20 protein-coding genes are annotated in these 22,368 nt (G+C 63.7%); 9 read left to right on the forward strand and 11 right to left on the reverse strand.

What is annotated here, in order from left to right; genetic code table 11:
- Positions 1 to 6: 6 nt before the first annotated feature.
- Entirely contained in the window at positions 7 to 312 is a 306-nt protein-coding gene (locus tag EDE08_RS20270) for a DUF3892 domain-containing protein (RefSeq protein WP_131870599.1), read from the reverse strand.
- A gap of 278 nt (positions 313 to 590) precedes the next feature.
- Here EDE08_RS20270 and EDE08_RS20275 point away from each other — a divergent pair, with 278 nt between their 5' ends.
- Positions 591 to 1,724: a hypothetical protein gene (locus tag EDE08_RS20275; RefSeq protein WP_245524831.1), complete on the forward strand. Its 1,134-nt coding sequence runs from the start codon at positions 591 to 593 to the stop codon at positions 1,722 to 1,724.
- A gap of 144 nt (positions 1,725 to 1,868) precedes the next feature.
- Here EDE08_RS20275 and EDE08_RS20280 read toward each other — a convergent pair whose 3' ends face one another.
- The 3 genes from EDE08_RS20280 to EDE08_RS20290 are packed head-to-tail and all read right to left on the reverse strand — an operon-like array spanning position 1,869 to position 4,709.
- Positions 1,869 to 2,459 carry a Smr/MutS family protein gene (locus EDE08_RS20280; protein WP_131870600.1) on the reverse strand — a complete coding sequence of 197 codons (591 nt, stop codon included), beginning with the start codon at positions 2,457 to 2,459 and terminating at the stop codon, positions 1,869 to 1,871.
- On the reverse strand, positions 2,456 to 4,024 hold the full coding sequence (mltA, locus tag EDE08_RS20285) for a murein transglycosylase A (RefSeq protein ID WP_165936054.1): 1,569 nt from the start codon (positions 4,022 to 4,024) through the stop codon (positions 2,456 to 2,458). Before mltA ends, EDE08_RS20280 begins: the two co-directional genes overlap by 4 nt.
- The gene (locus EDE08_RS20290; RefSeq protein WP_131870602.1) at positions 4,002 to 4,709 is read right to left on the reverse strand and encodes a Tim44/TimA family putative adaptor protein; all 708 of its coding nucleotides are present in this window, start codon (positions 4,707 to 4,709) and stop codon (positions 4,002 to 4,004) included. Before EDE08_RS20290 ends, mltA begins: the two co-directional genes overlap by 23 nt.
- A gap of 397 nt (positions 4,710 to 5,106) precedes the next feature.
- Here EDE08_RS20290 and secB point away from each other — a divergent pair, with 397 nt between their 5' ends.
- A complete protein-coding gene (gene secB, locus EDE08_RS20295) occupies positions 5,107 to 5,592 on the forward strand; it encodes a protein-export chaperone SecB (protein ID WP_131870603.1) in 486 nt (161 codons plus the stop codon).
- Here the strand turns inward: secB and dnaQ are convergent.
- From dnaQ to EDE08_RS20315, 4 genes are read right to left on the reverse strand one after another with little or no spacing between them, the layout of a single operon-like run.
- Positions 5,583 to 6,305, reverse strand: coding sequence for a DNA polymerase III subunit epsilon (gene dnaQ, locus EDE08_RS20300; protein WP_131870604.1), 723 nt, complete (start codon positions 6,303 to 6,305; stop codon positions 5,583 to 5,585). The two genes, secB and dnaQ, sit on opposite strands and share 10 nt — an antisense overlap.
- Positions 6,306 to 6,332: 27 nt before the next feature.
- Complete coding sequence (coaE, locus tag EDE08_RS20305; RefSeq protein ID WP_061880044.1) at positions 6,333 to 6,932, reverse strand: dephospho-CoA kinase; 600 nt, start codon at positions 6,930 to 6,932, stop codon at positions 6,333 to 6,335.
- 23 nt (positions 6,933 to 6,955) lie between these two features.
- A complete protein-coding gene (locus EDE08_RS20310; RefSeq protein ID WP_131870605.1) occupies positions 6,956 to 7,564 on the reverse strand; it encodes a Maf family nucleotide pyrophosphatase in 609 nt (202 codons plus the stop codon).
- An 8-nt stretch (positions 7,565 to 7,572) separates the two neighbouring features.
- Positions 7,573 to 8,418: a pyruvate, water dikinase regulatory protein gene (locus tag EDE08_RS20315; protein ID WP_061880046.1), complete on the reverse strand. Its 846-nt coding sequence runs from the start codon at positions 8,416 to 8,418 to the stop codon at positions 7,573 to 7,575.
- A 522-nt stretch (positions 8,419 to 8,940) separates the two neighbouring features.
- Between EDE08_RS20315 and hemJ the strand changes: the two genes are divergently transcribed.
- The 7 genes from hemJ (at position 8,941) to EDE08_RS20355 (ending at position 17,628) form a co-directional block, all read left to right on the forward strand.
- Positions 8,941 to 9,363, forward strand: a complete 423-nt coding sequence (gene hemJ, locus EDE08_RS20325) for a protoporphyrinogen oxidase HemJ (RefSeq protein WP_028181379.1) — start codon at positions 8,941 to 8,943, stop codon at positions 9,361 to 9,363.
- A 248-nt stretch (positions 9,364 to 9,611) separates the two neighbouring features.
- A complete protein-coding gene (rho, locus tag EDE08_RS20330; RefSeq protein ID WP_061023673.1) occupies positions 9,612 to 10,877 on the forward strand; it encodes a transcription termination factor Rho in 1,266 nt (421 codons plus the stop codon).
- Between the two features lie 316 nt (positions 10,878 to 11,193).
- Entirely contained in the window at positions 11,194 to 12,552 is a 1,359-nt protein-coding gene (mnmE, locus tag EDE08_RS20335) for a tRNA uridine-5-carboxymethylaminomethyl(34) synthesis GTPase MnmE (RefSeq protein ID WP_131870607.1), read from the forward strand.
- 493 nt (positions 12,553 to 13,045) lie between these two features.
- The gene (gene mnmG, locus EDE08_RS20340; protein ID WP_131870608.1) at positions 13,046 to 14,926 is read left to right on the forward strand and encodes a tRNA uridine-5-carboxymethylaminomethyl(34) synthesis enzyme MnmG; all 1,881 of its coding nucleotides are present in this window, start codon (positions 13,046 to 13,048) and stop codon (positions 14,924 to 14,926) included.
- Between the two features lie 138 nt (positions 14,927 to 15,064).
- The gene (gene rsmG / locus EDE08_RS20345) at positions 15,065 to 15,706 is read left to right on the forward strand and encodes a 16S rRNA (guanine(527)-N(7))-methyltransferase RsmG (RefSeq protein ID WP_207913049.1); all 642 of its coding nucleotides are present in this window, start codon (positions 15,065 to 15,067) and stop codon (positions 15,704 to 15,706) included.
- A gap of 28 nt (positions 15,707 to 15,734) precedes the next feature.
- Complete coding sequence (locus EDE08_RS20350) at positions 15,735 to 16,601, forward strand: ParA family protein (protein ID WP_061880052.1); 867 nt, start codon at positions 15,735 to 15,737, stop codon at positions 16,599 to 16,601.
- A 142-nt stretch (positions 16,602 to 16,743) separates the two neighbouring features.
- Positions 16,744 to 17,628, forward strand: coding sequence for a ParB/RepB/Spo0J family partition protein (locus EDE08_RS20355; protein ID WP_028181373.1), 885 nt, complete (start codon positions 16,744 to 16,746; stop codon positions 17,626 to 17,628).
- A 214-nt stretch (positions 17,629 to 17,842) separates the two neighbouring features.
- On the opposite strand, the gene holA is transcribed toward EDE08_RS20355, so the two are convergent.
- From holA to leuS, 3 genes are all read right to left on the reverse strand, one after another.
- A complete protein-coding gene (holA, locus tag EDE08_RS20360) occupies positions 17,843 to 18,871 on the reverse strand; it encodes a DNA polymerase III subunit delta (protein ID WP_131870689.1) in 1,029 nt (342 codons plus the stop codon).
- A 132-nt stretch (positions 18,872 to 19,003) separates the two neighbouring features.
- The gene (gene lptE, locus EDE08_RS20365; RefSeq protein WP_131870611.1) at positions 19,004 to 19,555 is read right to left on the reverse strand and encodes an LPS assembly lipoprotein LptE; all 552 of its coding nucleotides are present in this window, start codon (positions 19,553 to 19,555) and stop codon (positions 19,004 to 19,006) included.
- Positions 19,542 to 22,178, reverse strand: coding sequence for a leucine--tRNA ligase (gene leuS, locus EDE08_RS20370; protein ID WP_131870612.1), 2,637 nt, complete (start codon positions 22,176 to 22,178; stop codon positions 19,542 to 19,544). The genes lptE and leuS overlap by 14 nt, the downstream gene beginning before the upstream one ends.
- Positions 22,179 to 22,368: the final 190 nt, after the last annotated feature.

Raw genomic sequence — 22,368 nt, forward strand, 5'->3', positions numbered from 1 at the left:
AGATTGTTAGGGACACTCGGGTAAGTTCAAGAGATTGTTGTGAGTGTCGTCATCGCCTTCGGTACGCAAGTACTTGTTGCCGAAGCGGCTCGCACCGACTTCGACCCAAACGGCCTTGGCCGAACCGGGCAGCGAAACATAGAAATTCCACTCTCCGCGCTCGATCATAGCAATCGCCTGTTCTTGCGTGATCTTCCACTGGCTTGAGCCATAGCCACCAACGTGGGTGATCCGCTCGAACGGATTCGGACGATCGCGCTTGTTCACACAGCGAATCTGCGCCGTCTGGGGTCTTGTCTGCGGACTAGTCATTCTTCTCTCCTATGGAGAGCTGGGCTTGACCACCGACTCCACCCATGATTCCATGAGGCGCTTAGACAGCCTGTTCCGCGCCCAGCTCGGGATGCGGGTCAGAAGCTTTGAAGCCGTTGGGTCTAGCCACCCGACGGCTTCGCCGCTTCTGAGGTCGCGCGTATGGTATCGGCGAGGGACAAAGCGTCAATATATAGTGGTGAAAAGAATCCTGTGAACCACATATTGACTCAAAATCCAATCGGAGTCCGTTCGCGCCGATTCCTTTGGTGCGCCACTTGATCGATCTCCTCTTTGGTCTCCGCCAAAACCCCTGGCGGCTGCTGCTCGCGATCAACGCCGCCGTCCTCGTCGGCGTGTTCGTTCACAAGATCCAGCTGCCGCCTTACGTCCCCTATATTCACCTCCTGGTCGACTATCATTTCGGCTTCATCAAGCGCGCGCTGATCGGCGCGGTTGTCGCCCTCTTCACCGACAAGGTGCCGGTATGGCTGGTGTTCGCGCTCGGCGGGGCGACGTGGCTGGTGACATCGGCGCTTTATGCAAGGCTGTTTCAGAAGACCTTCGGCTTCACCGCGAGGACGCTGCCGCTGTTCGTCTTCACCGCGGGCTCGCCGTTCTTCCTGAAGAACTTCATGCACACGCTCGGCCATTTCGACATCTATGGCTGCGCGCTGGCGATCATCCTGCTGCTGATGCCCGCGGGCTCGCTGCTGTTCGTTGCCACGGCCGCGCTGTTCGCGATCGTCCTCGTGCTGATCCATCACATTCATCTCTTGATGTATGTGCCGACGATCATCACGATCGTCGCGATCAGGCACTACCTGACCCATGGCTGCAATCGCACCAACATTGCTTTCGGTAGCGTCGGCCTCGCCGTCGTCTCCGCGCTGTTCTTCGCGGCGCAGTTTTGGGGAACGATGCCGATCCTCAAAGCGGATTTCGTCACCTATCTGAAAGGCCGGATGGCCGATCCCGCGCGGACCGACCTGCTGCAATTTGCCTACATCTGGTACCAGCCGCTGGCGAAGGAGGTTGCCGACACCTGGGGCCGCCTGCCGCACAACATTCTCGGCGTGCCCGTGTTCGCACTGCTGATCTGGCTGCACACGCCGCTGTGGCGCTATCTTGCGCGCCTGATCGGCGCACTCGCCAGCGAAACGCACCGCCGCTTCGTCGTCGCGGCGCTGGTCGGCGTCACTCTCGCCTATGTCGTGATGTTCGCGATGGTGTTCGACTATTCGCGCTGGATCTCGAACTGGGCGGTCTGCATGTTCCTGATCCTGCATGCGGTGAAAATGCTGCCGGCCAAGCAGGAGGCCGCGCTGATCCCGGCGGAGGATCGGAAGACCAACATCTTCGGCTTGATACTCACGCTGATCCCACGCGTCGGAATTGTCCGGCCGTTTTAAAGCTCTGCTTGGCCCGCATCGAAGGTGCGCTCCCTCGGAGGGTTGGGGAGAGGGTGTTTCCGCAATGGGATTCCCCAAGAGGAGAGAACCCTCACCCGCGCCTTCGGCGCGACCTCTCCCGCAAGCGGGAGAAGTGTAGAACCGCTAACCTCTCGCCCGCCTGATCCGCACATACAGCGCGCCCTCGCCGCCGTGGCCGATATGCGCGGTCTCGAAGCCGACGACGAAGGCGCGGAATTCCGGCAGGCTGAGCCATTCCGGCACCTGACGGCGGAGCACGCCGCTTTCGCCGCCGCTGCGGCCCTTGCCGGTGATGACGAGCACGAAGGTCAGGCCATCCTGATGGGCGCGGTGCAGGAATCCGGTCAACGCGCGATGGGCGCGCGTCTGGGTCATGCCGTGCAGATCGAGCCGCGCCTCGATCTCGCTGCGGCCGCGCGAGAGTTTTGTCCGCTCGCGCTTGCCAAGCGGCGCCAGGGGCGGAATGGACGGCTTCGTCACGCGCGGCGCCGGCGCGGCGGCGATGGGCCGTGGCGATGACGCCGGTCGATTGGCCGGACCGGCGGGTGACGACTCCGGGTGTGGCGCGGCATGCACCTTCGGCACGCGGGGCTTCCTCAGCGGCTTGACCTGCCTCGAAACGAGGTCCCACAGCTCGCGCTCTTCATCGCTCAGCGCACGGCGGCGCGGCGAGGGGCGAGGCTCGAGCACGGGCGGACGAGACGATCGTTTCATTGCTGCCGATAAGGGCGATTCTTCACTGGCCGACGCGGCTCAGAAGCAGGGTCGATCGCGGGACGCGGCACCGGTAGCGGAACGGGACCGGCGATGGCAACCGTTTCGTTCTTGTCTTGCGGCGCGGCAGCAGCAGGCGTTGCCGTCTTGGCCGGGACGGTCTGCGGAAACAGCTTTGCGATCCTCTCCGAGGGCCTCGGATCCGGTATCGGCAATTTCGCGGCGCGCGGGCCGGGATCGAGGCTCTTCGGCACCAGCATCACGAAACGCATGGGATGGCGCAGCCGCCCGGAGACACGGCCGGCATCCGCGCCGGCGCCGAAAAACAGATCGGCGCGTGCGGGGCCGATGATGGCCGAACCGGTGTCCTGCGCGATCATCAACCGGTGAAACGGCGTCTTGGCGCGTTCGGACTCGATCGGCAGCTCGCCCTCGATGAAGAACGGCGTGCCGTAGACATGCAGCGATTTGTCGACCGCGATCGAGCGGCCGGCGGTCAGCGGAATGCCTTGCGCGCCCACCGCCTCGTCCTTGTCGGAGAGGTTGACCTCGCGGAAGAAGATGTAGGCACGGTTCGCGCGGCGCAGCTCCTTGGCGCCATCAGGGTTCTGCGCCATCCACTCCCTGATCTTCTGCATCGACATCTCCTCTTTCGGGATGATGCCACGCTCGATCAGGATGCGGCCGACGGCCGTGTAGGGATAGCCGTTATAGGCGTCGTAGTTGAGCCGAACCGAGCTGCCGTCCTCGAACTTGATCCGCGCCGAACCCTGGATCTGGGCGAACAGAAGATCGGTCGGATCCTTGAGCCAGGCGATCTCCAGCCCGCGGCCGGCGATCTTGCCGTCCTCGATCTCGCCACGGTCGTAATAGGGCACCAGCTTGCGGCGACCGATCTTGCGATAGACCGGGCCCTTGTTGGGCAGGCTGACCGAATCCTGCTTGTAGCCGCGCACGAACAGATTCGAGGGACGGCGATAGACCGGCACGTTGTAGACATCGGTTTGTGTGCGCGACCCCTCCAGCACCGGTTCGTAATAGCCGGTGACGAAACCGTCGGGCTCGCCGAGGCGCGAGATCCGCAGCGGCGTGAAGTTCTCCTCGAAGAAGGTCTTCGCCTTGGCGTCGTCGGCGAGATCGCGCGTCTTGGCAGCGCGGCAAGGCTCGCTCAGCGAGGCGCCCAAGGCCTTGGGTTCGAAGGCCTTGGGTTCGAAGGCCTTGGAGGCCTTGGGTTCGGCCGCGCCGTTCTGCGCATTGATCGGCCGGCAGCTGGCGCGGAACGTCTTGTAGGCGGCGAGATGGTCGTCGTCGTCCCAACCCTTCACGTCCGCCCAGGCCAGCGGCAGATATTGCGCGCCGGGAATTTCGAACGGCAGGGGAAGCTGCGGATAGGGCAAGGCCCGCGGCGGGGCGGCAGGCAATTGCCGGGCGTGATGATGATGGCTGCGATGGTGGCGCCGCGCCGCCTCGGCGCCGAGCGAAAACGACGAGAGCACGACGGCACATGCGCAAAGCGCCGTCGCGCTGTTCTTCAGAAAGACCTTAGTTCGCGCTTCCGGTGCCAACCAGCTTCCAGTTCGGATCGCGAGAGGAGGTGTCGCGGGCGAAAGTCCAGATGTCCGTGATGTCCGCGACCGTGTCGGCGCTGCCGTCGACGATGTTGCCGGCCTTGTCGCGGGTGGCCGAGATCATCTGCGAAACGAAGCGCACGGTGAGCTGGGCAGTGCGGTCGCGCATCTCGGCGCCGACGAGCTCGGCCTTGTCGATCGAGACGAAGCGCGTCTCGGTCTTCTGCTCGTTCTTCTCGCGTTCCTTGATCGCGGCATCGAAACTGTCATAGACGTCCGACGACAACAGGTCGCGCAGCGCGCGGCGGTCGCCATTGGCGAAGGCCAGCACGATCATCTCGTAGGCGCCGCGGGCGCCCGAGATGAAATGGCGCGGGTCGAACGTGGAATCCCTCTCGACGATGGCATCGAGGCCCTGCGCCAGCGCAGTGCCGGGCTCGGCCAGCCCCCTCCAGCGATCGGAGGGCGGGGTCGGCTCGGCCGTCGGCGCCAGCGGGGCCTGGTCGATCACCTTGCCCGGCACGGTCACGACGTTGTTGTCCTGGGCACCTCCCAGCGCATTGCGGGCGGCGGTGCGATCGAACGGCGGCCGCTCGTTGCCCGTGCGCTGCCCCAGCACGCTACGCAGTCTCAAAAAGATGAAGACTGCCAGCGCCAGGAATATGATGGTGTAGATGTCCACGTCGTATTCGCTTTCTGGTCTTTTCAGGGGTCGTTGCCGGGAAAATCAATCCGGCCAGTAGACCGTTCCCTACGGAAACGGCAAGTCCACATCACCATTTTGGGTCCGCGTCAGGTCCGTGGGATGTAGGCACGAAATCTTGCCGGGCCAATGGCGCCTTTTGGCACAGTACCAAGTGTAGCGCGTTTTAGGCCTAAGGGGAAACCCGATCCTGCCGGGAAATCGCGCAGCTTCAATCATTTAAGGCGCAATTTCGCGGAAAAGGCCGGACGAACGTCCAGGATACGGGGGCGTTCCGAATTCCCGATCCGGGACCGTTCGTCCTTGTGGAACGAGGCGGCCCTATGTTAGCCAACCGCCGCGAAATTCAGCCCCAATCGGGTAAGGAGAGACTTTCATGACCAACGGTAACGGCACCCCTCCCGAGGCGGCCCAGGCTCCCCAGCTCAACGTGCTGGCGCAATATACCAAGGACCTCTCGTTCGAAAATCCGAACGCACCGGGCTCGCTCCAGCAGCAGAGCCAGGCGCCGCAGATCAACATCCAGATCAACGTCAACGCCAACAATCTCAGCGAACAGGAGTTCGAGGTGACGTTGTCGGTCGAGGGCAAGGCCGAAACCGCAGGCAAGGTGATGTTCTCGTTCGAGCTCGCCTATGCCGGCGTGTTCCGGATCGTCAACGTGCCCAAGGAGAACCTGCATCCGCTGGTCATGATCGAGTGCCCGCGCCTGTTGTTCCCGTTTGCCCGCGAGATCATCGCGACCGCGGTGCGCGACGGCGGGTTCCCGCCCCTGATGCTGGATCCGGTCGACTTCGTCGGTCTCTATCGCCAGAACATGGAGCGGCAAATGGCCGCTCAAGGTCAAGCCGGTCAGGCCTGACCGACCGCCACGGCGGCTGGAGCGGGCAGGTACTCGTTCCAGATCGCCTTGTCGCCGAGTGTCGCGATGAAGGCCCGATGGGCCTCTCGCTCGGCCTCCGAAATCCGCGGCGCCAGCGGCACCGGGCGCTGCCGCCGCGGCGCATCGCCGCCCGCATTGACGCGGATCTCCTGGGTGTCCGAAGCCAGCAACAGCTGAGACTGTCGCGCCCCGACCAGATCGACATAGACTTCGGCCAGCAGCTCTGCGTCCAGCAATGCGCCGTGTTTGGTGCGGCGTGAATTGTCGATCGCATAGCGCGAGCAGAGATCGTCGAGCCGGTTGGACACGCCGGGATGCTTGCGGCGCGCCAGCAGCAGTGTGTCCACCAACCGCTCGCGCGGGATCGCGGCGCGCTTGATGCGGTCAAGCTCGGCATTGATGAAGCCGATGTCGAACGAGGCGTTGTGGATCACCAGCGGGGCGTCGCCGATGAACTCCAGAAACTCGTCGGCGACCTCTTGGAACAATGGTTTCGTCGCCAGGAATTCGGACGACAATCCGTGCACCGCGAACGCTTCCGCCGGCATGTCCCGTTCGGGGTTGATGTAGACGTGAAAGGTCTGTCCCGTCGGCATGCGGTTGAGGATCTCGACGCAACCGATTTCGACGAGTCGGTCGCCGCGGAGCGGATCGAGGCCGGTCGTTTCGGTGTCGAGGACGATTTCGCGCATGTCTTGGTCGCCGTGTGAGACGGCGAATCAGGCTCGCCGCTGCGGCATCTTAACGACCTCGGCCAGAATGTGCGCGATTTGCGCCCGCACCGGCTCAAGACCATGTGACGTATCCACCACGAAATCGGCACGCCGGCGCTTTTCGGCATCCGGCGTCTGCTTGGCGATGATGGCGTCGAGCTTGGCTTCGTCCATGGTGCCGCGCGCCAGCACCCGCTGGCGCTGGAGCTCCGGCGACGTCGAGACCACGACCACGGCGTCCACCCGCTTGTCGCCGCCGGTCTCGAACAGCAACGGGATGTCCAGCACCACGACCGGCGCCTTGGCGGCCTCGGCGTCGGCGAAGAATCTCTGCCGGGAGGCGCCCAGCATCGGATGAACGATCTGCTCGAGCTGCTTGATCGCGGCAGGATCGTGCACGACGCGCGCCGACAGTTTTGTGCGGTCGACCTTGCCGTTGACGGTAGTGCCGGGGAAGGCAGCCTCGATCGCGGGAGCCGCTTCGCCTTCATAGAGCTGATGCACGGCGGCATCCGCATCGTAGACGGGCACACCAGCCTCCGCGAATAGTTTCGCGGTGGTGGATTTGCCCATTCCGATCGAGCCGGTCAGTCCGAGGATCCGCATCAAGCCATAGCCATGTCTGTCAGTCACACTGCAACTAGCCGCTCGCGGCGCAGGAACGCAAGCAGCGGCAGCAGTGGCAGGCCGAGAATGGTGAAATGATCGCCCTCGATCCGCTCGAACAGATGGATGCCGAGGCCCTCGAGCTGATAGGCGCCGACGCTGGTCGTGACGGCATCGCCAGCGGCGGCGAGATAGGCCGAAAGCTCGGCCTCGGTCGTCTCTCGCATGGTCATGCGGGCGACCGACACGTCCTCGAAAACAATCTTGCCGTCACGCGCCACGGCCACGGCCGAATTCAGCTCGTGGCTCCTGCCGGCGAGATCGCGCAATTGCGCCAGCGCCTGGGCGCGGCCTGCGGGCTTGTTGAAGAGACGCATTCCAAGGGCCAGTGTCTGATCGGCACCGATCACGTATCTTCCTGGATGACCCGCCGAAACCGCCCTGGCCTTTTCTCGCGCCAACAACAGGGCGATCTCGCGCGGGTTCGAGAGTCTCGATGCGGCCTGAATGCCGCGCTCGTCGATATCAGCCGTCACGGCCTCGAATTCGAGCCCGGCATTGGCCAGCAGCATTTTGCGCGCGCTACTTTGTGAGGCCAGGATCAACGGAGATGTGCCGCGCCACAGAGCCATGGCGGAAGCTATTCCGAGGGCCGGTTGCGCTGGCGATCACTATAGAGCTTCATGATCGCCGCCGCGGTTTCCTCGATCGAGCGGCGCGTGACGTCGAGCAGCGGCCAGTCGTGCTTGGCGCTGAGCTTGCGAGCGAACGCGACTTCCTCGGTGACCGACTGCTTGTCGGTATAGGTGTCGCTGCCGCTGCCGGATTCAGCGCCCATGGAGAGCAGGCGATTCTGCCGGATCTGGATCAGGCGTTCCGGCGTCGCGTGCAGGCTGACGACCAGCGGCCGCGTCAGCGTCTCCAGTTGCGAGGGCACCGGAATGCCTGGAACCAGCGGCACGTTGGCGGTGCGGATGCCGCGATTGGCGAGATAGATCGAGGTCGGCGTCTTCGACGTCCGGGACACGCCGACCAGCACCACGTCGGCCTCGTCGAGACCTTCGACGTGCTGACCATCGTCATGAATCATCGTGTAGTTCAACGCGTCGATGCGCTTGAAATATTCCGCGTTGAGGACGTGCTGGGCGCCGACCCGTCCCGTGGTCGCAGCGCCGAGATAGGCTTCGAACAGCTGCATCACCGGGCCGATGATCGACAGGCTCGGAACGTTGATCTGCTTGCACTTGTCCTCGAGCCTGGCGACCAGATCCTTTTCGAGCAGCGTGAACAGCACGATTCCCGGTGCTTCCTCGATCTCATCGAGCACACGGTCGAGCTGCTTCTGGCTGCGCACCAGCGGATAGACGTGCTCGACGGGCGTCACGTTGGCGTATTGGGCCGCGACCGCGCGCGCCACGGTGATGAGCGTCTCACCCGTGGAGTCCGAGACCAGATGCAGATGGAAATAATTGTTCGAGGTCGGCACAGAAACTCTTTGTATGAGGGCGGGGTGGTTTGTGGATTTCTGTGGAGCTTAACCCCTTGGAAAGGGATGTGCGACACCAGGGGCGGGACAACGGCCAATTTTCTTCACACCAGTGCCCGTCAGGACAAGTCCGGCCCCCTCCGACGAGACGAGCGGGATTGCGCGGATAACCCTCTTGATAAGCTGCCGACGGGGAACCGCAAGCTCTTGAGTCCGGGCGGCTTATCCGAACGGCTCGAGGCCGCGCAGGATATGTTGATGGATGTGAACAAGCGCGTGCGAAGCGGCGGACGGAATTGTGTGAGTCCAATCCACGGTCACTAAGACTCAAACCTTAAGATTCTAAAATTTTTAGGTTTAGAAGAGCCGAGCACGCGGATATGTGTGTGCACCCAAATCTATGAATGAATTCTTACCGAGCTCGTTCCATCCACTGTCCGGTGAGACAGGGCGCGTTCGAACGACATGGATCCCTGTTCGCGTCCAGAAAACGCGCAAGGCAAGACACGGAAGGCTGCCGGAATGTACGAGTGGATCAAGGCGCTGCACGTGATCGCGGTCATCTCCTGGATGGCTGGCATGCTCTATCTGCCGCGGCTGTTCGTTTATCATTGCGAGGCTGAGATCGGCTCGAAGCAGTCGGAAACGTTCAAGGTCATGGAACGCCGGTTGCTCAAGGCGATCATCAACCCGGCGATGATCGTGACCTGGCTGGCCGGTCTCTATCTCGCGTGGTCCGGCCATTGGTTCGCATCGCCCTGGTTGCACGTAAAACTGGCATTGGTCCTGGCGATGTCCGCGGTCCACGGCTTTTTTTCCCGTTGGCTGAAGGATTTCGCCGCCGACCGGCGCCCGCGGAGCCAGAAATTCTATCGCATAATCAATGAGGTGCCGACCGTTCTGATGATCTTCATCGTCATCATGGTGATCGTGAAGCCGTTCTAGGCATCGCGCCGACGATTCGCTCAGCGCTTCGGCTTGCGGAGCAGGAAGCGATTTTCTATATTACCGACATCCCACCCAACGCAGGCGGATGTGGTTGTGTCCGGGCTTTCCAGAAGCCGGATACCGCATCAGGTTTGAAGCCTCCCGGCGCTCACCTTGCCAGTCCTGCGGACCTTACCTTCTCGCGTCCGCATTTCAGAGCCTCCTCGCATCCCCCTCTTCTAAGGCTACCCCACAGGACCACCCCAATGCGGGAAATCAAACTCCAGGACCTCAAGTCGAAAACCCCGGCTGAGCTCGTCTCCTTCGCTGAAGAGAACGGGGTCGAGAACGCCAGCACCATGCGCAAGCAGGAGCTGCTGTTCGCCATCCTCAAGCAGCTCTCGCTCGCCGAGACCGACATCGTCGGCGAAGGCGTCGTCGAGGTGCTCTCCGACGGCTTCGGCTTCCTCCGCTCGCCCGATGCGAATTATCTGCCGGGCCCCGACGACATCTACGTGTCGCCCTCGCAGATCCGCCGTTTTGGCCTGCGCACCGGCGACACCATCGAAGGCCATATCCGCAGCCCGAAAGAGGGCGAGCGCTATTTCGCGCTGCTGAAGGTCAACACGCTCAATTTCGAGGACCCGGAAAAGGCCAAGCACAAGGTCAATTTCGACAACCTCACGCCGCTGTTTCCTAATCAGCGCTTCCGCATGGAAATCGACGATCCCACGCGAAAAGACCTGTCTGCACGCGTGATCGACATCGTCGCGCCGATCGGCAAGGGCCAGCGCGCATTGATCGTGGCGCCGCCGCGTACCGGCAAGACCGTGCTGATGCAGAACATCGCGCATTCGATCACGCACAATCATCCCGAATGCTATCTGATCGTGCTTCTGATCGACGAGCGTCCGGAAGAAGTCACGGACATGCAGCGTTCGGTGAAGGGCGAGGTCGTGTCCTCCACCTTCGACGAGCCGGCGGTGCGCCACGTCCAGGTCGCGGAGATGGTGATCGAGAAGGCCAAGCGCCTGGTCGAGCACGGCCGCGACGTCGTGATCCTGCTCGATTCGATCACCCGCCTCGGCCGCGCCTACAACACCGTGGTGCCGTCATCCGGCAAGGTGCTGACCGGCGGTGTCGACGCCAACGCGCTCCAGCGCCCGAAGCGGTTCTTCGGCGCCGCCCGCAACATCGAGGAGGGCGGCTCGCTGACCATCATCGCGACTGCCCTGGTCGATACCGGCAGCCGCATGGACGAAGTCATCTTCGAAGAGTTCAAGGGCACCGGTAACTCGGAACTGATCCTGGACCGCAAGGTGTCGGACAAGCGCACCTTCCCGGCGATCGACATCTCGCGTTCCGGAACCCGCAAGGAGGAGCTCATCACCGATCCGCAGGTGCTCAAGAAGATGTACGTGCTCCGCCGCATCCTCAATCCGATGGGCACGATGGACGCGATCGACTTCCTGCTCGACAAGCTCCGCTCGACCAAGAGCAACTCGGAGTTCTTCGAGTCGATGAATACCTGAGTGCACTGCAGCAAGGGATTAGAGGGCGCCTTCGGGCGCCCTTTTGTTCTGCGGCTTTGCTGCAGCGAAGCTGCAGCATGATAGGGGTGGCTCGCCACCTCACCTCGCTTTCATCTACTCTATTGAGATTTCGAAATAATACTTGAATTTTGTTCGGCCTGGTCTCCGTGCGAGGAGACATTCTTGCAGCAAAAAATGCTGCAATTGTATTGCACTGCAATATGTTCATCGTTGCGAGATCTGGTGCAGTAAAGTTCTGCCTCGCGCCGGCTGAAACGGATGTTTGCGTTTTCAGTATGAGCCGGACAAATAGGCCATGCATCCGCAAGACCAGACCATTTTTGCGTTGTCATCCGGCCGGACACCGAGTGCGATCGCCGTGGTGCGCGTCTCTGGATCGCAAGCCGGACTGGTGCTGACAACGCTTGCGGGCCAGCTGCCGGCACCGAGGCAGGCAAGCCGCCGGCTGCTCCGGGACGGCGCGGGCCAGCCGATCGACGACGCGGTGGTGCTCTGGTTTCCAGGACCGGCCAGCGCGACCGGCGAGGACGTCGCCGAGTTTCACGTCCATGGCGGACGCGCGGTGCTTGCGGCGCTCCTCGCTGCAATTTCGAATATCCCGAATACCCGCGCCGCTGAGCCCGGAGAGTTCACACGGCGCGCGTTCGAGAACGGCAAGCTCGACCTCACCGAGGCCGAGGGTCTCGACGATCTCATCCACGCTGACACCGACCGGCAACGGCGCCAGGCGTTGCGCCAGTTGCAGGGTCTCCTCGGCGATCACGCGCGTGACTGGCGCGAACGCATCATCGAGGCGTCCGCGCTGATCGAGGCGGGCATCGATTTTTCCGACGAAGGCGACGTGCCGGCCGAATTGAAGGCGCCGGCAGTCAGGGCAATCCAGGCCCTGCATGACGAAATCTCGAAAGTCCTGGCGGCACAGGGACAAGCTGAACGTCTGCGTGACGGTCTGGTGGTCGCGATCGCGGGCGAGCCGAATGTCGGCAAGTCGACCTTGATCAACCAGCTCGCGCGGCGCGAGGTCGCGATCGTCTCGCCGCATGCCGGAACCACGCGCGACGTGATCGAGGTGCAGCTCGATCTCGACGGCTACCCCGTCACTGTCATCGACACCGCCGGTATTCGCGAGACCAATGATCCCGTGGAGCAGGAGGGCGTGCGTCGGGCGCGTGCGCGAGCCGGGGACGCCGACCTGGTGCTGTGGCTGGTGGAGAGCGGGCAAGCTGTCGACCCGGAATCCATGCGCTCGCTTCGGATATCCGGCGACGAAAATGTTTCGCCGGGCGGCTCGGTCTGGATCGTCCGCAACAAGATCGATCTCGGTGGGCGCGAGGGCCCCGTGCCGCCGGGCGAGTTCCCGATCTCCGCGAGCCGGGGCGACGGCATTCCGGAACTGGTCGAGGCCCTCGTAATGTTCGCCGCCAACTTCTTCGGGACGACGGAAGGCGCCTTGGTGACCCGGGCGCGGCAGCGCGATTTGCTGCGTCAGGCGTCGGACAGCTTGCGCCGGAGTCTGGAGCTTGTAGAAGAGGGCGAAGAGCTGGCGGCCGAAGAGCTGCGTGCTGCGGCCTATTCTCTAGGCCGGCTGCTGGGTCGGGTGGACGTTGAGGACGTCCTCGGGGCGATCTTCCAGAAGTTCTGCATCGGAAAGTAGGGCTAGTTCTTCATTGTAGAACTAGGATTTGTTCCATTCCTTGTGTTTCACGTGAAATAGGGATTCCCATCTGTTTCACGTGAAACACCGCAGGTCATTCGGCTCAGATTCGTTCGCTCATTACCCGATCGGCGCTTAGGAGGAGCCGTTGCTAGGGACGCTGGCCGCGATCTCGTTATTGCGAGGGGCCTTTGCGACGAAGTAATCCAACCGTCCCTATTCGGCATTCTCAAGATAGCTTCGCCGCTCACATGACCGGCGCGGTACTGATTTCCGTCTCGATAGATCGCCCACGATCGCATCCGCACAATCTACCAAGGCCCATCGCTCGTCTCGGCGTCGTGAAACGACAACACGTTCAACGCTCATTCTACTGTGCATGGGGTTGTTTCACGAAAAGCGCTATCGCCGGCCTCCTCTTGTTTCACGTGAAACACGGCCGGCCCTGAGTTTCCACTTCCGGCTTTTTCCGCTCTGGGATAGAAGTCCGACCATGCGAACAGAGCGAGCAAGCTTCGACGTCATCGTGATCGGCGGCGGCCATGCCGGCTGTGAGGCCGCGGCTGCTGCTGCGCGGATGGGTGCCGCGACCGCCCTGGTGACGCACCGTTTCGCGACTGTGGGCGCGATGTCCTGCAATCCGGCCATCGGTGGTCTCGGCAAGGGTCATCTCGTCCGCGAAGTTGATGCTCTCGATGGCCTGATGGGTCGCGTGGGCGACGCCGGCGGCATCCAGTTTCGTGTTCTCAATCGGCGGAAGGGGCCGGCCGTCCGTGGTCCGCGAGCCCAGGCGGACCGGAAGCTCTATGCGGCCGCTATGCAGGCCGCGATCCGGGAGACCGAGGGCCTTTCCGTCATTGAAGGCGAGGCCGACGAGCTGGTCATGACCGAAGGGCGGGTCACAGGTCTTCGCCTGGGTGATGGCCGGGAGCTGCGGGCAGGGGCGGTTGTGGTCACCACCGGCACATTCCTCCGCGGTCTGATCCATCTCGGTGAGAAGAGCTGGCCCGCCGGCCGGGTCGGCGAAGCTCCTGCGATGGGCCTTTCAAGCTCCTTCGAACGTGCCGGCTTCACGCTCGGACGCCTCAAGACCGGCACGCCGCCGCGTCTGGACGGCACCACGATCGACTGGTCTGCCGTCGAGATGCAGCCCGGGGACGAGCCGCCGGAGCCGTTCTCAGTCCTGACCGAGCGGATTACGACCCCGCAGATCCAGTGCGGGATCACCCGGACCACGGCCGCGACCCATAAGGTGATCCGGGCGAACGTCCATCGCTCTCCGATGTACTCCGGTCAGATCAAGAGCTCCGGCCCGCGCTATTGCCCCTCGATCGAGGACAAGATCGTCCGCTTCGGCGACCGCGACGGCCATCAGATCTTCCTGGAGCCTGAAGGGCTGGACGATACGACCGTCTATCCCAACGGCATCTCTACCTCGCTGCCGGAGGAGGTCCAGATTGCGATCCTCGCCAGCATTCCGGGCCTGGAGCGGGTGAAGATGGTGCGGCCGGGCTATGCCATCGAATACGACCACATCGATCCCCGCGAGCTCGATCCGACGCTGCAGACCAAGCGCCTGCGCGGGCTGTTCCTGGCCGGGCAGATCAACGGCACCACCGGATATGAAGAGGCCGCCGGGCAGGGTATCGTGGCTGGGCTGAATGCGGCATTGTCCGCCAGTGGGGCCGCGCTGACGGTGTTCGATCGGGCGGACGGCTATCTCGGCGTCATGATCGATGACCTCGTCACCCGCGGCATCAGCGAGCCCTATCGGATGTTCACCTCCAGGGCCGAATATCGTTTGACGCTGCGGGCTGACAACGCGGACCAGCGCCTGACCGAGAAGGGCATCGCCTTGGGATGTGTCGGCAGTGCCCGTATCAGGCATCACCGCACCAAGATGGATGCCCTGAACGCAGCCCGGGCGCTGTCGAAGTCCCTGACCATCACCCCGAACGAGGCGATCAAGCACGGCCTGTCCCTGAACCGGGATGGCCAGCGCCGGTCTGCCTTCGAGCTGATGGCGTATCCGGAGATCGGCTGGAGCCAGATCCGCGCGATCTGGCCGGAGCTGGCGGCGATCGATCCGGTCATCGCCACCCATCTCGAGATCGATGCGAAATACGATGTCTATCTGGAGCGCCAGAGCGCCGACGTCGAAGCGTTCAGGCGCGACGAGGGCATGGTGCTCTCGGACGTCGATTACCAGCAGGTCCCGGGTCTCTCCAACGAGGTTCGGGCAAAGCTGGAGAAAGCCCGCCCCTTCACCGTCGGCCAGGCTGGCCGGATCGATGGCATGACACCGGCCGCCCTCGGCATCCTCGCGGCTTATCTGCGCCGTGAAGCTCGGAAAACCTCCAAGGCCATTGCATAGGCGTTTCACGTGAAACAGCGCGGACCGGGCGGGGACAGGCCGCTATTGCGACGACCCGGAGCGGGCACCGCCGTGCGCCACTCCGACTCGACACCGGGTCGACCGAAGATCGACAAGGCCAGCGCCGCCGATCAGTCGCTGGACGCGATCATTGCAGCCGATAAGATCGCGGCGCTCAAGCTTGCTCCCGTTTCACGTGAAACCGAGGCCCGGCTCGATCGCTACATCGCCCTGCTGCGCGAGTGGCAGGCCAAGACCAATCTGGTCGCGCCTTCGACCTTGCCGCATCTCTGGACGCGGCACATCGCCGATTCGCTACAGCTGATCGATCTCGCGCCGACCGCAAGACGCTGGGCCGACCTCGGCAGCGGCGGCGGCTTTCCCGGCGTCGTCCTGGCCTGCGCCATGGCGGGGACGCCGGGCGCGAGCGTCCACCTCGTCGAGCGAATCGCCAAGAAGGCGGCTTTCCTGCGCGAAGCGATTCGCGTCACCACATCTCCGGGAGTCGTACATCTCGCTGAGATCGGGGATAATGTGGATAGAATCACCGGCCCCGTCGATTGCGTCACCGCGCGCGCACTGGCTCCGCTACATCAACTCATCGGCTTTGCGGAGCCGCTGATGCGCCAAGGCGCAAAGGCGTTGTTTCCGAAGGGGCAAGATGTAGAGGCTGAATTGACCGAAGCCGCTAAATATTGGAATATTCAACCTCAGCTCTATCGAAGCCGCACGGGTGACGGCTGGATCGTGGAGCTGACGTCCGTCGAACGACGCGGGTGAGGCGTTCAGGGGTGAGTGGGGAATTTCGATGAGCGTGATTGACGAACCGCAGCAAGAACAGCCGGCCCAAGAGACCAACGAGGTCCCGCATGGCCACCCGCGCATTCTGGCGCTGGCGAATCAGAAGGGCGGCGTTGGGAAGACAACCACAGCGATCAATCTCGGCACGGCGCTCGCTGCGATCGGCGAGCGTGTCCTGATCGTCGATCTCGATCCGCAGGGCAACGCCTCCACCGGCCTCGGCATCGATCGCCGCAACCGCTCCTGCTCGACCTACGACGTTCTGGTCGGCGAAGCCGCGTTGCGCGAGGCGGTGGTCTCGACCGCGGTGCCGCGGCTGCATATCGCGCCCTCGACCATGGATCTCTCCGGCCTCGAGCTCGAGCTCGGCACCACGCCCGGCCGCGCCTTCAAGCTGCGCGACGCCATCGGCGCACTCAACAACAACGTGTCGCCGGACGCCGACTACACCTATGTGCTGATCGACTGCCCGCCCTCGCTCAACCTGCTCACGGTGAACGCGATGGCGGCCTCCGACGCGATCCTGGTGCCGCTGCAATGCGAGTTCTTCGCGCTCGAGGGTCTGTCGCAATTGCTGCAGACGGTGGAGCAGGTGCGCTCGACGCTCAACCCGAACCTGTCGATCCACGGCATCGTGCTGACCATGTTCGACTCGCGCAACAACCTCTCGAACCAGGTCGTCGCCGACGTCCGCCAGTTCATGGGCGAGAAGGTCTACAAGACCATGATCCCGCGCAACGTGCGCATCTCCGAAGCGCCGTCCTACGGCAAGCCGGTGCTGGTCTACGATCTCAAATGCGTCGGCAGCGAAGCCTACCTACGGCTGGCCACCGAAGTGATCCAGCGCGAGCGCGAGCTGCGCACGACGCATTGACGTAGGGTGGGTTAGCCGAAGGCGTAACCCACCACTGTCTATCTCCGTGGAAACAGAGGAGGTGGGTTACGCTTCGCTAACCCACCCTACGATTCGAAATTCAGTTCTGGAGTGCTGCACCGTGAATCCAAGGGAGCTGACGATGGCCGACGAAGCGCGTTCGCGACTGGGCCGAGGTCTTGCGAGTCTGATCGGTGACGTCGGCGGCGAGGCTCAGCATGTCGATCGTCCGCGCGCGCAGCGCAAGGTGCCGATCGAATTCATCAAGCCCAACCCGCGCAACCCGCGCCGCACCTTTTCGGAGACCGAGCTCAAGGAGCTCTCCGACTCCATCAGGCAGCACGGCGTGATCCAGCCGATCGTGGTGCGTCCGGTGAAGGGCGCGCAGGATCGCTACGAGATCATCGCGGGCGAGCGGCGCTGGCGCGCCTCGCAGCTCGCCGGCCTGCATGACGTGCCGATCGTTCCGGTCGACATCAGCGACAGCGACGCGCTGGAGTTCGCGATCATCGAGAACGTGCAGCGTGAAGACCTCAACCCGATGGAAGAGGCGCAGGGCTATCACGCGCTCGCCAACGAGTTCAAACGCAGCCAGGACGACATCGCGAAGGTCGTCGGCAAGAGCCGTAGCCACGTCGCCAACATGATGCGGCTGACGAAGCTGCCGGCCGAGGTGCAGGCCTATATCGCGACCGGCGAATTGACGGCCGGCCACGCCCGCGCGCTGATCGGCGTGCCGGATCCGCTCGCCGCCGCCAAGCGCATCGTCGAGGAGGGGCTCAACGTGCGCCAGGCCGAGGCGCTGGCACATGAAGAGGGCGTGCCCGAGCGCAAGCCGCAGAAGGCGCGCGCCGGCGCGAAGGAAAAGGACCCCGATACGATCGACCTCGAAAAGCGCGTCAGCGACGCGCTGGGTCTCAAGGTCACCGTCAATCACCGTGATCCCGGCGGCTCCGTGCAGATCAACTACCGCAACCTCGATCAGCTCGACGAGGTGATGAAGCGGCTCGCCAAGGGCGCGCTGTAACTCCGCTGTCCCGTGCCGCGGGCACGGATCTCCACCCGTCATCCTGAAGTGGCCGCTTCTTCAGCGGCCCTCGAAGGGCGACGGCCCGGCTGTAGCAGCGCGGCCTTTCATCCTTCGAGGCTCCTGGCACGATGCGCAGCATCGTGCCACTCGCGCCTCAGGACGACGGATTTGGCCCCTTGCTTTGTTGCGTTCGCAGTGACGCGGAGAGAGCTCAGCCCCGCCGCTTCGCGTTCGCGGCGATTGACATCAGTGCGCGCTGGGCTATCGCCGCGGCGAGGGTGGACTGCTTGCGGGTGTCGAGCGCCGCGGTTGCGAGCTGCTCGATGATGGCCGCAAGCCGCGCCGGGCTGAAATTGCGCAGCGCGGTTTCGACTGTGGGCTTTCGCGAGAAATGCAGGCGTGGAAAGCCGCCGTCGAGCACGGCGGAGGCCGGCGTGCCGTCGGCGATCGCGAGCGCGGATTTGTGCAGCCACGCAGCCTGCCGCAGCGCGGCGGATATGATCACGCCGGGATAGGTGCCGGCGATCATGGCCTTGGCGAATTCGGTCTCGACGATGTCGGGTCGTCCGGCAAACGCGCCGTCGACGATCGGATCGAGCTTCAGCTCCGACGCATCGGCGACCACGGCCATCACGTCATCCAGCGTGACCTCGCCCTTGCCGTGGGCGTAGAGGGTCAGCTTGCGCAGTTCGTTGCGCGAGGCCTGGCGGTCACCGCCGAGAAATGACATCAGCGCCGCGCGGGCGTCCTGCGCGATGCGCAGATTCGCGATACGGAGCTCGTCCTCCATCAGCCTGGCCAGATCGCGCTCAGTGTCGGGGTAGCAGCCGATCGCCACGGCCGTCTTGGCGCGCTCGCAAGACTTGCGCAGTGGCGATTCCGGGCGAAGCTCGCCGGCCTCGATCACGATGCGGCAATCCTTCACGTTCATCTCGGCCAGCGTCTCGATGCCGCTGGCAAAGCTGCGCGAGCCGGCGCGAACGCGGATGGCGCGGCGGCCGCCGAACAGCGGCACCGTCATGGCTTCGTCGACGAGGCGCGAGGGCTCGGCGGAGAGCTCGTCGCCGTCGAGCTTGACCAGCGAGAACGGATCGTTGGGATCGTCGACGGCTGAAGCGATCAGCGCATCGGCGCGCTCGCGCACAAGGCCGGCATCGGGACCGAAGAGCAGGATGATCGGACGGCCCGCATCAGGGCGGGCGAGGAAAGCGTCGATCTCTTTTCCGCGCAGCGCGACCATCGGACCCGTTCCTGTCATTCCGGGGCTCGCAAAGCGAGAACCCGGAATCCAGAGATTGTTGATCGAGATTCTCGGGTGCGCACTTGCGCACCTTAGTTCGCCCTTTGGGCGCCCCGGAATGACGGGAGCGAATTACGTCCCCGCGGTGAAGAACGAGGCGAGCCGGGTGGAGATGTTCTCGGCGATCTCGTTGGCGGCGCGATCCTCGGCATCGCGCACGGCGCGGGTGCGCGAGAAGCGCTGGTAGGACCCCGGCATGTCATAGGACACGCGTGAGAACGTCGAGCCGGTCATGACAGACTTGCCGGTCGCGACGTCGATCAGATTGTACTGGGCGTCGATGCCGAGATTTTCGCTGGTCGGCAGGCCGGTCGTGGCGCTGACGATCAGCGAGGAGCGGCTGGTGGTGAAGCGGATATCCAGCCGGTGGGTCGGCGGCATGCCCGTCGCCGTGCCGTAAAGCTTGAAGGCCAGCGCGTTACGGATTTCGACGCCGACGCGGGCCTCGCGCGAAGCATTGGGCTTGTTGATCGGGGGCAGCTCGACGCCCATCAGCCTTTCGCGCAGACCGGGGGTGCCGTCAGTGCGCTCGGCATACATCGGCTGGAAGCAGCCTGCCGTCAGCGCCGCCAATGCAGCGACTGCCAGCAAGCGGGCTGCGATACGGATCCTAGCCGACAACATTCACGATCCTCTTGGGAACGATGATCACCTTGCGGACGGGCTTGCCGTCCAAGGCCAGCTTTACCGCATCGAGGGCCAAAACGGCAGCCTCGATTTCCGGATTCTGAGCCGCTGTTGCAACTGTGACCTCACCCCGCTTCTTGCCGTTGACCTGGACCACCAAGGTCACGCTGTCTTCGACCAGCAAATCGCGTTCGATTTGGGGCCAATCGGCTTCCGAAACCAGCCCCTTCTGGCCCAGAACCCGCCAGCACTCCTCGGCCAGATGCGGCATCATCGGAGAGAACAGCTGCACCAGGATCTGGCTGGCCTCCCGGATCGCCCAGGCCAGATCCGGCGCCAGGTCGGCTGCGGGCTGGCCCGGGCGCTGCAGCACCTCCGAGAACGTATTGGTGAATTCGCGGATATGGGCGAGGCAGACGTTGAAGTGCAGCCGCTCGATGCCGGTGGTGACCTTGTCCAGCGCGCCGTGGGCGGCCTTGCGCAAGGTGGTCGCGTCCGGGCCGAAGCTGGCCGGCCGGGCCGCCGGCGCGCCGTTGCCGAGCTCGACGGAATCGTTCACCAGCCGCCACAGCCGCTGCACGAAGCGCGAGGCGCCCTGGACGCGCTCGTCGCTCCAGATCACGTCGCGGTCGGGCGGGGAGTCCGAGAGCATGAACCAGCGGGCCACGTCGGCGCCGTAGGTCTCGATGATGTCGTCGGGGTCGACCGTGTTCTTCTTCGACTTCGACATCTTCTCGATCGGGCCGATCTGGATGTCCTCGCCTGTTGTCAGCAGCGTCGCGCGGCGCCCGTTGCCGCCGACCTCGATCTTCACCTCGGCCGGCTGCGCGTAGGTGCCGTCTGCCTTCTGGTAGGTCTCGTGCACCACCATGCCTTGCGTGAACATGCCGGCGAACGGCTCGTCCAGCGCAATGTGCCCGGTCGCCTTCATGGCGCGGGTGAAGAAGCGGCTGTAGAGCAGATGCAGGATCGCGTGCTCGACGCCGCCGATATACTGGTCGACCGGCAGCATCCGGTTGGCAACCGCAGGCGTCGTCGGCGCGTTCTCGTTCCAGGGATCGGTGAAGCGCGCAAAGTACCAGGACGAATCCACGAACGTGTCCATGGTGTCTGTTTCGCGCTGGGCCTTGCCGCCGCATTGCGGGCAGGTGACGTGCTTCCAGGTCGGATGATGATCCAGCGCGTTGCCCGGCTTGTCGAAGGTGGCGTCGTCCGGCAGTTTCACCGGCAGGTCCGCATCCGGCACCGGCACCACATCGCATTTCGGACAGTGAATGACGGGGATCGGGCAGCCCCAATAGCGCTGGCGCGAAATGCCCCAGTCGCGCAGGCGGAAATTCACCTGACGCTCGCCGATCGGCGCGTTGCCGCGCAGCTCGGTCTCGAGACGCTTCGCCACCTCTTCCTTGGCCTGCTCGATGGTCATGCCGTCGAGGAAGCGCGAATTGATCATGCGGCCGTCACCGTCATAGGCGGTGTCGGTGATCACGAAGGTCTTGGGATCCTGGCCTTCCGGGCACACGACGGGCGTGTTGCCGAGATTGTACTTGTTGACGAAGTCGAGATCGCGCTGGTCGTGCGCCGGGCAGCCGAAGATGGCGCCGGTGCCGTATTCCATCAGCACGAAGTTCGCGACATAGACCGGCAGCTTCCAGCTGGGGTCGAACGGGTGCACCGCGCGGATTCCGGTGTCGAAACCCTGCTTTTCAGCGGTGTCGATGATCTCCTGCGCGGTGCCGATCTTTTTGATTTCCGCGATGAACTCCGCAAGCCCAGGGTTCTTCGCAGCTGCCGCCTGCGCCAGCGGATGATCTGCCGAGATCGCCATGAATTTCGCGCCGAACAGCGTGTCGGGGCGCGTCGTGAAGATCTTCAGCTCGCTCTCGCCGGCCGGCGTCGTCGCCGGATCCAGCGCGAAGCGGACCAGCAGGCCCTCCGAGCGGCCGATCCAGTTGCGCTGCATCAGCCGCACCTTGTCGGGCCAGCGGTCCAGCCCGTCCAGCGCGCTCAAGAGCTCCTGCGAGTACTTCGTGATCTTGAAGACCCACTGATTCATCTCGCGCTGCTCGACGACCGCGCCCGAACGCCAGCCGCGGCCGTCGATGACCTGCTCGTTGGCGAGCACGGTCATGTCGACGGGGTCCCAGTTCACCTTGCGCTTCTCGCGCTCGGCAAGCCCTGCGCGCAGGAAGTCCAGAAACATCTTCTGCTGGTGCTTGTAATAGCTGGGATCGCAGGTTGCGATCTCGCGGCTCCAGTCCAGCGATAGCCCGATCGAGCGGAGCTGCTTCTTCATCGCGGCGATGTTGTCGTAGGTCCAGGCCTTCGGGGCGACCTTGCGCTCGATCGCGGCGTTCTCGGCCGGCAGGCCGAAGGCATCCCAGCCCATCGGATGCAGCACGTTGAAGCCCTTGGCGCGCATGAAGCGGGCCAGCACGTCACCCAGTGTGTAATTCCGGACATGGCCGATATGGATGCGCCCGGAAGGGTAGGGGAACATCTCGAGCACGTAATATTTCGGCCGCGGATCGTCGTTCCTGGAGACGAAGATCGCCTGCTCGTCCCAGAGGCGTTGCCAGCGCGGTTCGGCGTCGCGGGCGTTATAGCGTTCGGAGGTCATGGAATCGTTGGGTTTTCGTGGGTTCGGCCGTCTCAAGACGGCGGACTAGGCCATAGAAGACCTCAGGGGGTCAATGGGTTGCCGCGTTCTGGAACTTCGGCCGCGTCTCCGCATAACTACGAGGGCCCGCGTTGGGGTGTGATTAAGGGGTCGATGCCAATTTGCGGCCTGACAAGGCCGCATGACCGCG

The organism is Bradyrhizobium sp. R2.2-H, assembly GCF_004346455.1.
Lineage (GTDB): Bacteria > Pseudomonadota > Alphaproteobacteria > Rhizobiales > Xanthobacteraceae > Bradyrhizobium > Bradyrhizobium diversitatis.

Bases quoted from the DNA above. Each gene is read 5' to 3' on its own strand.
- EDE08_RS20270 (WP_131870599.1), bottom strand. From the start codon at position 312: ATGACTAGTCCGCAGACAAGACCCCAGACGGCGCAGATTCGCTGTGTG.
- EDE08_RS20280 (WP_131870600.1), bottom strand. From the start codon at position 2,459: ATGAAACGATCGTCTCGTCCGCCCGTGCTCGAGCCTCGCCCCTCGCCG.
- secB (WP_131870603.1), top strand. From the start codon at position 5,107: ATGACCAACGGTAACGGCACCCCTCCCGAGGCGGCCCAGGCTCCCCAG.
- dnaQ (WP_131870604.1), bottom strand. From the start codon at position 6,305: ATGCGCGAAATCGTCCTCGACACCGAAACGACCGGCCTCGATCCGCTC.
- coaE (WP_061880044.1), bottom strand. From the start codon at position 6,932: ATGCGGATCCTCGGACTGACCGGCTCGATCGGAATGGGCAAATCCACC.
- EDE08_RS20310 (WP_131870605.1), bottom strand. From the start codon at position 7,564: ATGGCTCTGTGGCGCGGCACATCTCCGTTGATCCTGGCCTCACAAAGT.
- hemJ (WP_028181379.1), top strand. From the start codon at position 8,941: ATGTACGAGTGGATCAAGGCGCTGCACGTGATCGCGGTCATCTCCTGG.
- rho (WP_061023673.1), top strand. From the start codon at position 9,612: ATGCGGGAAATCAAACTCCAGGACCTCAAGTCGAAAACCCCGGCTGAG.
- mnmE (WP_131870607.1), top strand. From the start codon at position 11,194: ATGCATCCGCAAGACCAGACCATTTTTGCGTTGTCATCCGGCCGGACA.
- mnmG (WP_131870608.1), top strand. From the start codon at position 13,046: ATGCGAACAGAGCGAGCAAGCTTCGACGTCATCGTGATCGGCGGCGGC.
- EDE08_RS20350 (WP_061880052.1), top strand. From the start codon at position 15,735: ATGAGCGTGATTGACGAACCGCAGCAAGAACAGCCGGCCCAAGAGACC.
- EDE08_RS20355 (WP_028181373.1), top strand. From the start codon at position 16,744: ATGGCCGACGAAGCGCGTTCGCGACTGGGCCGAGGTCTTGCGAGTCTG.
- holA (WP_131870689.1), bottom strand. From the start codon at position 18,871: ATGGTCGCGCTGCGCGGAAAAGAGATCGACGCTTTCCTCGCCCGCCCT.
- lptE (WP_131870611.1), bottom strand. From the start codon at position 19,555: ATGTTGTCGGCTAGGATCCGTATCGCAGCCCGCTTGCTGGCAGTCGCT.
- leuS (WP_131870612.1), bottom strand. From the start codon at position 22,178: ATGACCTCCGAACGCTATAACGCCCGCGACGCCGAACCGCGCTGGCAA.